This window comes from Marilutibacter aestuarii (assembly GCF_006546775.1).
Taxonomy (GTDB): Bacteria; Pseudomonadota; Gammaproteobacteria; order Xanthomonadales; family Xanthomonadaceae; genus Marilutibacter; species Marilutibacter aestuarii.
In genome coordinates, this window is the sequence record NZ_VICE01000082.1 from 1 (window position 1) to 13157 (window position 13157).

The 13157-nt window shown below is 69.7% G+C and carries 9 protein-coding genes and 1 tRNA gene; 2 read left to right on the forward strand and 8 right to left on the reverse strand.

What is annotated here, in order from left to right; translation table 11 throughout:
- Positions 1-163: 163 nt before the first annotated feature.
- The 8 genes from FKV25_RS08545 to purB all read right to left on the reverse strand — a co-directional run bounded on the left by FKV25_RS08545 (position 164) and on the right by purB (position 10729).
- Positions 164-763: an LOG family protein gene (locus FKV25_RS08545; RefSeq protein WP_141518374.1), complete on the reverse strand. Its 600-nt coding sequence runs from the start codon at positions 761-763 to the stop codon at positions 164-166.
- Positions 764-895: 132 nt separating this feature from the next.
- Positions 896-2338 carry a dihydrolipoyl dehydrogenase gene (lpdA, locus tag FKV25_RS08550; RefSeq protein ID WP_141518375.1) on the reverse strand — a complete coding sequence of 481 codons (1443 nt, stop codon included), beginning with the start codon at positions 2336-2338 and terminating at the stop codon, positions 896-898.
- Between the two features lie 121 nt (positions 2339-2459).
- Entirely contained in the window at positions 2460-3692 is a 1233-nt protein-coding gene (gene sucB / locus FKV25_RS08555) for a dihydrolipoyllysine-residue succinyltransferase (protein ID WP_141518376.1), read from the reverse strand.
- A gap of 70 nt (positions 3693-3762) precedes the next feature.
- Entirely contained in the window at positions 3763-6588 is a 2826-nt protein-coding gene (locus FKV25_RS08560) for a 2-oxoglutarate dehydrogenase E1 component (protein ID WP_141518377.1), read from the reverse strand.
- A gap of 163 nt (positions 6589-6751) precedes the next feature.
- Positions 6752-7660 (reverse strand): GNAT family N-acetyltransferase, encoded by a 909-nt coding sequence (locus FKV25_RS08565; RefSeq protein ID WP_141518378.1) that lies wholly within the window; start codon positions 7658-7660, stop codon positions 6752-6754.
- A gap of 5 nt (positions 7661-7665) precedes the next feature.
- Positions 7666-8907, reverse strand: coding sequence for a cupin domain-containing protein (locus tag FKV25_RS08570; RefSeq protein WP_141518379.1), 1242 nt, complete (start codon positions 8905-8907; stop codon positions 7666-7668).
- Positions 8904-9302, reverse strand: a complete 399-nt coding sequence (locus tag FKV25_RS08575) for a VOC family protein (protein ID WP_141518380.1) — start codon at positions 9300-9302, stop codon at positions 8904-8906. Before FKV25_RS08575 ends, FKV25_RS08570 begins: the two co-directional genes overlap by 4 nt.
- A gap of 53 nt (positions 9303-9355) precedes the next feature.
- A complete protein-coding gene (gene purB / locus FKV25_RS08580) occupies positions 9356-10729 on the reverse strand; it encodes an adenylosuccinate lyase (protein ID WP_141518381.1) in 1374 nt (457 codons plus the stop codon).
- A gap of 128 nt (positions 10730-10857) precedes the next feature.
- Between purB and FKV25_RS08585 the strand changes: the two genes are divergently transcribed.
- Positions 10858-12255 (forward strand): class II fumarate hydratase, encoded by a 1398-nt coding sequence (locus FKV25_RS08585; protein ID WP_141518382.1) that lies wholly within the window; start codon positions 10858-10860, stop codon positions 12253-12255.
- 52 nt (positions 12256-12307) lie between these two features.
- Positions 12308-12397, forward strand: a tRNA-Ser gene (locus tag FKV25_RS08590).
- Positions 12398-13157 lie beyond the last annotated feature (760 nt).

Genomic DNA, 13157 nt, shown 5'->3' on the forward strand with positions numbered 1-13157 from the left:
CCCGGCCCGGCGCAGCGCGCCGGGCGTTCGGCAATACCGCGCGGCGGTGCCGCGCAAACGGCCTTGCCTCACCCCAGCGAACGCTGGGATCCAGCTTTTGGCATGGGGTCGGGCGTCCTATGGGAAGGCATTCGACCGTCGGCGTCTGAACGCCCGCAGCGCCTCAACGCAACGAACCGCGCCGCTTCTCGTCCATCCACTTGTCGGCCTGCGCCGGGCGGTAGTCCTGCATCCAGGCGAGCATGGCGTCGAGGTCGTCGCCGTGCCACAGGTCGGCGCGCTGGTCGGGGTGCAGGAAGCGTTCCTCGACCATGCGGTCGATCATCGCCACCAGGGGCGCGTAGAAGCCCTCGACGTCGAGAAACGCGCAGGGCTTGTTGCCGATCCCCAGCTGGCGCCAGGTGAGCATCTCGAACATCTCGTCCAGCGTGCCGAAGCCGCCGGGCAGGGCGACGAAGCCGTCGGCGATGTCGAACATGCGCGCCTTCCGCTCGTGCATGTTCGCCACGACCTCGAGCCGGGTGACGCCACGGTGCGCGACTTCCCAGCCGACCAGCTGTTCGGGGATCACGCCGGTGACTTCGCCGCCGGCCTCAAGCACGGCGTCGGCGACGGCGCCCATCAGGCCGACGTTGCCGCCGCCATAGACCAGGCCGATGCCATCGGCCGCCAGGCGCGTGCCCAGGGCGATGGCGCGTTCGGTATAGGCGGGTCGCGAACCGGAGTTCGATCCGCAGTAGACGCAGAGGGTGCGCGGTTTCATTCGGCCTCCAACAGCATGTTCCCCGACATGCGATGCATGGCATCGCGTGGGCCCGTGACGACGAAGCCGCCTGCGGCGCTGGGCGTCGAGGCGGCTTCGTGGGTGGCGTCCGGAGCCAGGCTCCGGACGGGCTCAGTTCGCCTTGTGGATCGCGCGCTTGTCCACGGCCATCGCGGCGTCGTGGATGGCCTCCGACAGGGTCGGATGCGCGTGGCAGATGCGGGCCAGGTCGTCGGCCGAGCCCTTGAACTCCATGGTCAGCACGCCTTCGTGGACCAGTTCGGAGACGCCCACGCCGACCAGGTGCATGCCCAGCACGCGGTCGGTCTCGGCATGCGCGATGACCTTGACGAAGCCGGCCGGCTCGCCCATGGCCACTGCGCGGCCGATCGCCGCGAACGGGAAGCTGCCGGTCTTGTACGGCGTGCCCTCGTCCTTGAGCTGCTTCTCCGTCTTGCCCACCCAGGCGATCTCCGGTTCGGTGTAGATCACCCAGGGGATGGTGTCGAAGTTGACGTGGCCCGGCAGGCCGGCGATCAGCTCGGCGACCGCGATGCCTTCCTCGAAGCCCTTGTGCGCCAGCATCGGGCCGCGCACGCAGTCGCCGACCGCCCAGACGCCGTCGACACCGGTGTGGCAATGCTCGTCGACCTCGACCAGGCCGCGCGCGTCGAGCTTCACGCCGGTGTCGTCGGCCAGCAGGTTCTTCGTCGCGGCGCGACGGCCCACGGCCACCAGCAGCTTGTCGACGACCAGGCGCTGCTCGCCCTTGGCGTCGGTGTAGGTCAGGTGCACTTCCTTCTTCTTGCCCTTGCCCTTGACCTCGGCCTGGCTGACCTTCGCGCCCAGCTGGATGTCCAGGCCCTGCTTCTTGAACTCGCGGGCGGCGGCCTTGGCCACCTCGGCGTCCGCGGCGGCGAGGAAGTCGGGCAGGGCCTCGAGGATGGTCACCTCGGCGCCGAGGCGCTTCCAGACGCTGCCCAGCTCCAGGCCGATCACGCCGGCGCCGATCACGCCCAGGCGCTTGGGCACCTCGGTGAAGTCCAGTGCGCCGACGTTGTCGACGATGGTGTCGCCGTCGAACTTCGCGAAGGGCAGTTCGATCGAATCCGAGCCCGCCGCGATGACCACGTTGGTGCCCTTGAGCTCGACTTCGCTGCCGTCGTGCTGCTTGACCTTGACGACATTGCCCTTGTGCAGGGTGCCGAAGCCGTAGAACGGGGTGACCTTGTTCGCCTTGAACAGCATCGCGATGCCGCCGGTGAACTGCTTCACGATCTTGTCCTTGCGGCCCACCATCGCTTCGACGTCCATCTTCGCGTCCTTGAAGCTGATGCCGTGGTCGCCGAACAGGTGGCCCATGTTCCAGAACTGGCGCGAGGAGTCGAGCAGCGCCTTCGACGGGATGCAGCCCACGCGCAGGCAGGTGCCGCCGAGGGCGGGCTTGCCGTCCTTGCCGAGCGCGGCGTCGATGCACGCGGTCTTGAGGCCGAGCTGGGCGGCGCGGATGGCGGCGTGGTAACCGGCCGGACCGGCGCCGATCACCACCACGTCGAATTGTTGTTGTTCGCTCATTGGCATTCGCTCACAGGGAATCGGGAATGGGGAGGCGGGAATGGGTAAAGCGGAGGCAGGAAGTGCGACGTTGGCGCACCATTCCCTGTTCCCTTTTTCCTATTCCCGATGCTTCTCGGCATCACATGCCGAGAAGCATCCTGTGCGGGTTCTCGAGCTGGTTCTTGATGTCGACCAGGAACAGCACCGCGTCCTTGCCGTCGATGATGCGGTGGTCGTAGCTCAGCGCGATGTACATCATCGGCGCGGCGATGACCTGGCCGTTCTCGACGATCGCGCGCTCCTTGATGGCGTGCATGCCGAGGATGGCGGACTGCGGCGGGTTGACGATCGGGGTCGACATCAGCGAGCCGAAGGTGCCGCCGTTGGTGATGGTGAAGGTGCCGCCCTGCAGGTCGTCCAGCGAGAGCTTGCCGTCGCGCGCCTTGGTCGCGAAGTCGGCGATGCCCTGCTCGACCTCGGCGAAGCCCATGCGCTCGACGTTGCGCAGCACCGGCGTGACCAGGCCCTTGTCGGTCGACACCGCGATCGAGATGTCGGCGTAACCGTGGTAGATGATGTCGTCGCCGTCCACCGAGGCATTGACCGCCGGGTGGCGGGCGAGGGCGTTGGCGGCGGCCTTGGCGAAGAAGCTCATGAAGCCGAGCTTGATGCCGTGCTCCTTCTGGAAGGCCTCGCCCAGCTGCTTGCGCATGGCCATGACCTTGCCCAGGTTGACCTCGTTGAACGAGGTCAGCATGGCGATCGATTCCTTCGACTGCATCAGGCGCTCGGCGATGCGCTTGCGCATGCGGGTCATCGGCACGCGCTCTTCCGGACGCGCGCCGCCGGCCTGGCCGACGCCGCCGTTGCGGGCGTAGTTGAGCAGGTCTTCCTTGGTCACCGCGCCGCGACGGCCGGTGCCTTCCACGCCGGCCGGATCGATGCCCTGGCTGACGGCGGTGAAACGCGCACCCGGCGGCAGGTCGTCGGTCTTGCCGGCGGCCTTCGGCGCGCTGGCCTTGGCGGCCTCGGCCTTGGGCTGCACCGGCTTGGCGTCGGCCTCCTGCTTGCGGGCCTCCTGCTCGGCGCTCTTGCTCTGCGCGGCCGGGGCAGCCTCGGTGGCCTCGGCGGCGGCGCCTTCCTCGACCAGGCCCAGGATCTGCTCGCTGGTGACAGTGTCGCCCTCGTTGAACTTGATCTCCTTGAGCACGCCGTCGACCGGCGAGGGCACTTCGAGCACGACCTTGTCGGTCTCGAGGTCCACCAGGTTCTCGTCGCGCTTCACCGCGTCGCCCGGCTTCTTGTGCCAGGTGGCGATGGTGGCGTCGGAGACGGACTCGGGCAGTACCGGAACTTTGATCTCGGTGCTCATGGGGCGGGCATCCTGGATTGCGTAGATGGAATGTCGTGTGGCGGGGGATGGGACGCGGGCCGGGGCCGCGTCATTCGGGGCTGGCGTCGCCCTGCAGCGGGTTGGTCAGGGCATCGGCGACGAGCTGGGCCTGCTCGACGACATGGTCGGCATAATGCCCCGCCGCCGGTGAAGGCGAGCGCAGGCGGCCGGCGTAGTGGAGCACCTGCTTGCCCTGCAGGCAGTGGGTCAGGTGGTGGCGGATCTGGTACCACGCGCCCTGGTTCTGCGGCTCTTCCTGGCACCAGACCACGTCGGTGGCCTTGCCGAAGCGCTTGAGCTCGGCCGACAGCAGCTCGCGCGGGAACGGGTACAGCTGCTCCACGCGCACGATCGCGACGTCGTCGAGTTCGTCCTTGCGCGCCTGCTCGAGCAGGTCGTAGTAAACCTTGCCGCCGCAGACCACCACGCGCTTGACCTTCTTCGGGTCGGCGTCGTTGTCCGGGATGAGCTGCTGGAACCCGCCCTCGGCCAGTTCGTCCAGCGTCGACACGGCCAGCTTGTGGCGCAGCAGCGACTTGGGCGTCATGACCACCAGCGGCTTGCGCGTGGTCATGTGCATCTGGCGACGGATCATGTGGTAGGCCTGCGCCGGCGTGGTCGGCGTGCAGACGATCATGTTGTCCAGCGCGCACAGCTGCAGGAAGCGCTCGAGCCGCGCCGAGCTGTGCTCCGGGCCCTGGCCTTCGTAGCCGTGCGGCAGGAACAGCGCCAGGCCGCACAGGCGGCTCCACTTGGCCTCGCCGGAGGACAGGAACTGGTCGATCACGACCTGCGCGCCGTTGGCGAAGTCGCCGAACTGCGCTTCCCAGATGTCCAGCGTCATCGGGTCGGTGGTGGAGTAGCCGTACTCGAAGCCCATCACCGCTTCCTCGCTGAGCAGCGAGTCGATGATGGTCACGTCCGAAGGCGTGTCCACCAGCCGGCGCAGCGGCAGGATGTACTCGTCGGTGGTCTGCTCGTGCAGGATCGCGTGGCGGTGGAAGAACGTGCCGCGGCCGCAGTCCTGGCCAACCAGGCGCAGCTTGTAGCCGTCCTCGAGCAGGGTCGCGTAGGCGAGGTTCTCGGCGAAGCCCCAGTCGCCCGACAGCTCGCCGCCGGCCATCTTGCGGCGGTCTTCGTAGATCTTGGCCACGCGCGGGTGCAGCTTGACCTCGTCGGGGATCTCGTTGATCACTTCCGCGAGGCGGCGCAGCGCCTTGCCGTCGAAGGTGGTGTCGACCGGATCGCTGAGCTTGCCCTTGAGGAAGGTCGGCCAGTCGATGGTGAACTCGTCGGACTTGGTCTCGGCCAGCTCGGTGGCGACCTCGCCGGCGTCCAGGCGATCGCGGCAGGCGTCGACCAGGGCCTGGGCCTCGTCCGCGGTCACGGTGCCCTCGGCGACCAGGCGCTCGGCGTACATCGTGCGCGGCGTCGGGTGCTTGCGGATCTTCTGGTACATCAGCGGCTGGGTGGCCGCCGGCTCGTCGGCCTCGTTGTGGCCGTGGCGGCGGTAGCAGACCAGGTCGATGACCACGTCGCGGCCGAAGGTGTTGCGGAAGTCCAGCGCCAGCTCGGCGCAGAAGACCACGGCCTCCGGGTCGTCGCCGTTCACGTGCAGCACGGGCGCGCCGACCATCTTGGCGACGTCGGTGCAGTAGAGCGTGGAGCGTGCGTCCTGGCGGTCGCTGGTGGTGAAGCCGACCTGGTTGTTGATGACGATGTGCACGGTGCCGCCGACGGCGAAGCCGCGCGCCTGCGACATCTGCAGCAGTTCCATCACCACGCCCTGGCCTGCGAACGCGGCGTCGCCGTGCATCAGCACCGGCAGCACCTGCGCGCGGCCGTTCTCGCCACGCCGGACCTGGCGCGAGCGCACGCTGCCGGCGACCACCGGGTCGACGATCTCGAGGTGGGACGGGTTGAACGCCAGCGCCAGGTGGACCGGACCGCCGGGGGTGGCGATGTCGGCCGAGAAGCCCATGTGGTACTTCACGTCGCCGGTGTGGGCGCGGTCGTCCTGGACGTGCTCGAACTTGCCTTCGAACTCGTCGAAGAGCTGGCGCGGCGGCTTGCCGAGCGTGTTGACCAGCACGTTGAGGCGGCCACGGTGGGCCATGCCCATGATGATGTCCTGCACGCCGTTGGAACCGGCGCGGCGGATCATGGTGTCCATCAGCGGGATCAGCGCGTCGCCGCCTTCCAGCGAGAAGCGCTTCTGGCCGACGTACTTGGTGCCCAGGTAGCGCTCAAGGCCCTCGGCGGCGGTCAGGCGCTCGAGGATGCGCTTCTTGTCCTCGCTGCTGCGGCCGTACTTGCCGCCGGCCTTCTCCAGGCGCTCGTACACCCAGCGGCGCTGCTCGGCGTCGGAGATGTGCATGAACTCGGCGCCGATCGGGCCGGTGTAGGTCGCCTTGAGCAGGTCGAGCAGGTCGCCCAGCTTCATGCGTTCCTTGCCGGCGACGCCGCCGGTGCTGAACTCGGCGGAGAAGTCGCTCTTGTTCAGGCGGTGGAACGGCAGGTCCAGGTCGGGCGCGTCGGGCTTCTCGAACAGGCCCAGCGGATCGAGTTCCGCGGCGAGGTGGCCGCGCGACCGGTAGGCAGTGATCAGGCGGCCGACCGAACGCTCGCGTTCGTCGCCCATCCCCGAAGCAGCGGCACCGCGGGCGGCACGGCGGCCCGCCTCGGCGATGCTGTCGAGCACGGCCGAGTGCGGCACGTCCCCGGCCTCACGGCCCTTGAAGTCGTCGAAGTAGGCCTTCCATTTCGCCCCGACGCTGTCGGGATCGACCAGGTACTGCTCGTACAGGTCTTCGATGTAGGCGGCGTTTGCGCCGAGCTGCGACGACTGGGAAAACTGCTTTAGGAGGCTATCCACGATGGCATCGGGAAACTCTGGGGGGAGGGAGGCAGCCCGCGTCGAACGCGTGCGGAGACATTAACGGGGGCCAAGACACGGAATTATAACGTTAGCCGGGGGGGCTTCGGCCACCACCCTTATGTCGAATGGGACCGATCGCGGGTCGCGGGTTAAGCGGGACTCAGAGTCCAAGCGCCCGGAATTCGCTGCAGGGCCGGGCGCGCTCCCAGATTTCCTGGAACGCGGCTCGCAGCTGGCGGACCCGGGCGGGGTCGTCGATGCGGGTTTCGCCGTCCACGCGGTGCCCCAGCGGACGGTAGTACCAGCCGCCGCGGTCGTTGAAGGCGTAGGCGCCGGCGAAATTGAGGTCCACCGGCTCCTCGATCACGCGGAATGCGATCGCCGAGGAGCGACGCTGGCCAAGGCTTATCAGTGGCGACAGGGCGTCCTGCGCGGCCTTGGGGTCGCGCAGCAGCACGCGCAGCTCGCCGCCGTCCTGCACCAGGCGGCGGATCGCTTCGATGATCTCCGGGCGGTCGAGCAGGCCGGGATCGAGCTCGCGGGTGTGCAGGCACAGCTCGCGCCGGGCCCGGGCGACCAGGCCCACAAGCGCGGCGCGCGCGGCCTCGAAACCCTCGACCGGGGTCGGCACGCCGAGCGAGCGGTGCATGTCCTGGTGGACGATCCCGGCTTCCTCGAAGCGCGGGCCGCGCGGCAGGAAGCCGTGGCGGGTGTAGAAGGCAATGGCATCGGCCTGCGCGTGCAGGCTGACCGAAGGCCAGCGGTGCGCGAGTGCCCGCGCCAGCAGGGCCTCGAGCATGGCCTCGCCGACGCCCTGGCCCCGGTGCCCGGGCAACACCGCCATCCGGCCGATGCGGCGCTCGGGGGTCAGGCGGCCGGTGCCGATGGGCCGCCCTTCGGCGTCGCGGGCCAGCACGTGGTCGCACTGCGGGTCCATCGCGTCGAGCTCGAGGTCGAGCGGCACGCCCTGTTCCTGGACGAAGACCGTCTCGCGCACGTGGCGCAGCTCGGGCAGGGCGCTGGCGTAGTCGACGGCCTCGACGCGGAAGGCGGGTGCGGGGTCGCTCATGCGGGTCAGGCCTCGTCGTCCTCGGTCAGCAGATGGTAATGGCCATCCTGCAGGAGTTCGAACACCCGGTCCTGGCCCGCCTGCGACAGCGTCGCGTAGGTGGCGCCGTCGAGGCTGGCGTTGTTGGCGATGATCGAGGCGTCGGCGGCGCCCACGTCGGCCGCCTGGCCGTTGACGAACAGCCGCGCCGGGCCGCCCGTGGCGCTGCGACGCCAGGCCATGCGCGACCATGGATGGCGGGCGAGGGTGGCGCCGTTGCGCAGGTCCCACTCGACTTCGATGCGCGAGCGTGCCGGCCCGCCGGCCATGACTTCGCCCGCGCTGCGATAGAGCGTGATGAAGCGACCGAACCAGTCGCCCAGGCGCTCGGGGTCGTTCATCCGCAGCATGTTCAGCGCTTCGACGGCGCGCTCCATGGCCGCGGCGTCGATCTCGGCCGGATCTTCCGGCGGCGCGAGGTCCGGGTCGCGGTAGCGAAGGCGCTCGTCGGCCTCGGCCGCGAGGGTGTCCACGAAGTCGCCCAGCAGCTCGGCGGCCGAGGGCGCGCGCATGCCGACCGAGAAGGTCAGGCAGGCATCCTCGGCGACGCCATGGTGGGGCACGCCCGGCGGCAGGTAGAGCATGTCGCCCGGGCCCAGCACCCAGTCGTGGGTGGGGGTGAACTCGCGCAGCAGCTTCAGTTCGACGTCGTGGCGGAACTCCAGCGGCGGCGCGTCGCCGGCGTCGATCTGCCAGCGCCGGTGGCCCTGCGCCTGCAGCAGGAACACGTCGTACTGGTCGACATGGGCGCCGACCGAGCCGCCGGGGGCGGCGAAGGAGACCATGATGTCGTCGATGCGCCAGCGCGGCAGGAAGTCGAAATGCGCGAGCAGCGCGGCGACGTCGGCATCCCACTTGTCGACGTCCTGCACCAGCAGGGTCCAGTCCTGGCGGGGCATGCCGGGGAACTCGGCCTCGTCGAACGGCCCGGTGCGCACCTGCCAGCGGTCACCCGCGCGGTCGTGGCTGACGATCCGGGAGAGCGCGGCCTCCTCGCAGGCCAGGCCGGCGAGGTCCTCGGGTTCCAGCGGCGAGACGAAGCCGGGGAAGGCGTTGCGCAGCAGCAGCGGGCGCTTCTGCCAGTAATCGCGCAGGAACGTCGCCGCGGGCATGCCCAGCGGTGGCTGCCGGCCTGCATCGACCTCGATCGGCGGCGCCGCGCCGCGCTTGCGCGCGCCGGTGGCGGGGGGGCGGGACCTGGGGCTCATGGGAGGATCTCGTCGTAGCCGCGGCCGAGGAACTGCAGCAGGCACCAGCCATGGCCGAAGGGGTCGGCGATGGTGGCGATGCGGCCCCAGCGGGCCTCGCGGATGTCGCCCTCGCGGGTGGCGCCGGCGGCGATCGCGCGGTCGAGGGCGGGTTCGAGCGCGTCGACGACGACGTCGACGTGCAGGGGGGTCCAGTGGCGGTGGTAGTCGCGCGCGCGCGTCGCGGCGCCGGTGCTGCCGGCGGCCTTGCGCAACAGGTAGACGGGGACCGCCGCGCCCAGCATCTCGACGCCGTCGTCGCCGAAGCGGCGTCCGGCGCGCAGGCCGAAAGCGGCGCCGTAGAAGGCCTCGGCCGTGGCGATGTCCGGCACGTCGATGTTGAGCAGCAGGTTCATGGTCGGACGTCCGGGGGGAGGCGGATCGCGCCGCACGGGTGGGTCGGGGTGTCTCAGATCTCCCGGGCCAGGCGCTCGGCCAGGCCGGTGTAGCTGCCGGGGGTCATGTCGATCAGCGGTTGCTTGGCCTCCGCCGGCAGGTCCAGGCCCTCGATGAAGGCGCGCATGGAGGCGGCGTTGATGCCCTGCTGGCCGCGGGTGAGGGCCTTGAGCTGTTCGTAGGGGTTGGGCAGGCCGTGGCGGCGCATCACCGTCTGCACGGCTTCGGCCAGGACTTCCCAGGCGGCGTCCAGGTCCTCGGCCAGGCGCGCCGGGTTGGCGCTGAGCTTGCCCAGGCCGCGCAGCAGGGCGTCGAAGCCGATCAGCGCGTGGCCGAAGGCGGTGCCCAGCGCGCGCAGGGTGGTGGAGTCGGTCAGGTCGCGCTGCCAGCGGCTGATCGGCAGCTTGGCGGCGAAGTGCTCGAACAGCGCGTTGGCGATGCCCAGGTTGCCCTCGGCGTTCTCGAAGTCGATCGGGTTGACCTTGTGCGGCATGGTCGAGCTGCCCACTTCGCCGGCCTTCACCGCCTGCTTGAAGTAGCCCAGCGAGATGTAGCCCCAGATGTCGCGCGACAGGTCGATGCAGATCGTGTCGATCCGGCGCTGGGCGTCGCACAGCTCGGCGATGCCGTCGTGCGGCTCGATCTGGGTGGTGTAGGGCTGCCAGTTGAGGCCGAGCGAATGCACGAAGCGCTCGGAGAAGCGCGGCCAGTCGACCTCGGGATAGGCGGCGACGTGCGCGTTGTAGTTGCCCACCGCACCGTTGATCTTGCCCGGCATGCGCGCGCCGGCCAGGGTCTCGCCCTGGCGCTGCAGGCGGGCGACGACGTTGGCGATTTCCTTGCCCACCGTGGTCGGCGAGGCGGTCTGGCCATGCGTGCGCGACAGCATCGGCAGGGCAGCGTGTTCGTGCGCCATCGCGCGCAGCGCCTGGATCAGCTCGTCCAGCTTGGGCAGCAGCACGTGCTGGCGGGCCTCGTTGAGCATCAGCGCGTAGCTTAGGTTGTTGATGTCCTCGCTGGTGCAGGCGAAATGCACGAACTCCAGCGCCGGGCCCAGCTCGGCGTCGTCCTTCAGGCGTTCCTTGATGAAGTACTCCACCGCCTTGACGTCGTGGTTGGTGGTGGCCTCGATGGCCTTGACCCGCGCGGCGTCGTTCACCGACAGGCCATCGGCCAGCGCCCGCAGGCGCGCGGCGGCGTCATCGCCGAAGGGCGCCAGCTCGGTGATGCCCGGCTCGGCGGCCAGCGCGAGCAGCCATTCGACCTCCACCTTCACCCGCGCCCTGATCAGCCCGTACTCGGAGAAGATCGGCCTCAGGGCATCGACCTTGCCGGCGTAGCGGCCATCGAGCGGGGACAGGGCGGTCAACTGGGTCTGGACGGACATTGGCAGGGCGGGATCGTGGGTCGGGCGCGCATTCTAACGCCGTCGGGCGGGCGGCGTGGTCGCGGCCCGTCTCACGGCCCGGGCACGTCATCCCGGGTAGGCTGGGCGGATCGATCCAGGAGGACCGCATGGCCAGGCCCGACACCCGAACCGAACACGACAGCATGGGCGAGCTGCAGGTGCCCGCCGACGCCCTGTGGGGCGCGCAGACCCAGCGCGCAGTGCAGAACTTCCGCATCTCCGGGCAGCCGATGCCGCGCGGCTTCATCCGCGCCCTCGGCCTGGTCAAGGCGGCCGCGGCCGAGGTCAACGGCGGCCTCGGCCTGCTCGGCAGGACCACCGCCGCCGCGATCCGCAAGGCCGCGCTGGAGGTGGCCTCCGGCGCCCACGACGCGCAGTTCCCGGTGGACGTGTTCCAGACCGGCTCGGGGACCTCCAGCAACATGAACGCCAACGAGGTCATCGCCCATCTGGCCGCCGGCAAGCGCCTGAAGGTCCATCCCAACGACCACGTGAACCTGGGGCAGAGCTCGAACGACGTGGTGCCCACGTCCATCCGCGTGGCCGCGTGCCTGGCGCTGCGCGAGGACCTGCAGCCGGCCCTGGTCCACCTGCGAAAGACCGTCGAGCGCCGCGCCCGGTCCCTGCGGCGCGTCGCCAAGACCGGGCGCACGCACCTGATGGACGCGATGCCGTTGACCTTCGGCCAGGAATTCGGCGCCTGGGCCTCGCAACTGGCCTCAGCCGAAGCCCGCATCGCCGACAGTCTGGTGCGCCTGCGCCGCCTGCCCATCGGCGGTACCGCGATCGGCACCGGCATCAATGCCGACCCGCGCTTCGCGCCGAGGATGGCGCGTCAGTTGTCGACCCTGTCCAGGCAACGTTTCGAACCGGCCGCCGACCGCTTCGAGGGCATCGCCGCGCAGGACGACATCGTCGAGATGTCCGGACAGCTCAACGCGCTCGCGGTGGCGCTGATGAAGATCTCCAACGACCTGCGCTGGATGAACTCCGGTCCCCTGGCCGGCCTGGGCGACGTGGAACTGCCCGCGCTGCAACCCGGCAGTTCGATCATGCCCGGCAAGGTCAACCCGGTGATCCCGGAGGCGGTGGCGATGGTCTGCGCGCAGGTCATGGGCCACCACACCGCGATCACCGTCGCCGGGCAGAGCGGCAATTTCCAGCTGAACGTGATGTTGCCGCTGATCGCGCTCGACCTGCTCGACGGCATCGGCCTGCTGTCGCGGGCCATGCGCCACCTCGCCGACGACGCCATCGAGGGCCTCTCCGTGCGCGAGGCGCGCGTGGACGAGGCGCTGTCGCGCAACCCGATCCTGGTCACCGCGCTCAACCCGATCATCGGCTACGAGAAGGCCGCCGCCATCGCCAAGCAGGCCTACAAGGAAGGCCGCCCGGTCCTGGACGTGGCCCGCGAGGCCACCGGCCTGTCGACGCGGGAACTCAAGCGCCTGCTTGACCCCCTGGCGCTCACCCGCGGCGGCGTCCCGTCGCGCGAGGGAGGCTGACCCCGTCCCACCCGGTGAATCCGCCCCGGCCCCATGCGACAATGCGCGCCACGGAAGTGTGGCCGAGTGGTTGAAGGCACCGGTCTTGAAAACCGGCAACGGGTCAAACCGTTCGTGGGTTCGAATCCCACCGCTTCCGCCATGATTGAGCCAGGGCGCTGGAGTAATCCAGGGCCTGAAACAGAGCCGGAGCCCATGCGTGGGATTCCCGGCCCGCAGTCGCAGACTGCGGGCGCTCGATGCGGCGCGAGCCGGCGGCTCGCAAGCGGCCGCGTCTCGCCCCACCGCTTCCGCCATACACGCAAGGCGCCCCGCATGGGGCGTTTTGCGTGTATGGGGGTCGGGGTGCGTGGACGCACCCACCGGGTTCGACCGATCGGCAGGACGCCGATCGGGACAGCCGCAGGCTGCCCCTCGCGTAGCGAGGGGTGAGGGTCAAGGATGACCCGAATCCATCCCACCGCGCCCCGTTTGTAGGATTCCCGGCCCGCAGTCGTGGACTGCGGGCGCTCGACGCGGCGCGAGCCGGCGGCTCGCAAGCGGCCGTGTCTCGCCCCACCGCTTCCGCCATGATTGAGCCAGGTCAGCCGCCGTAGGGTGCAATAAGCGCAGCGCATTGCACCATCGAATTTCGGCCAACCCAGGAGCACGCCGTCTAGGCGAAAAGCACGATCCCGGCGTTTGCAGGGACGGCGGTCCGGCAGGCATTAACGGAGATTCGATCCGTCCGCCGGATCAATCCGCGGCGCCGTAGGCTGGGTGGAGCCGCAGGCGATACCCATCGTCGTTGTTCCGTATGCCCACAGGCGATGGGTTTTGCTTCGCGCTACCCATCCTACGGCGGGCAATCCGGGCGTTGGTCCCGCAGGCGAGAGGCTGGATCCCAGCGTTCGCTGGGATGA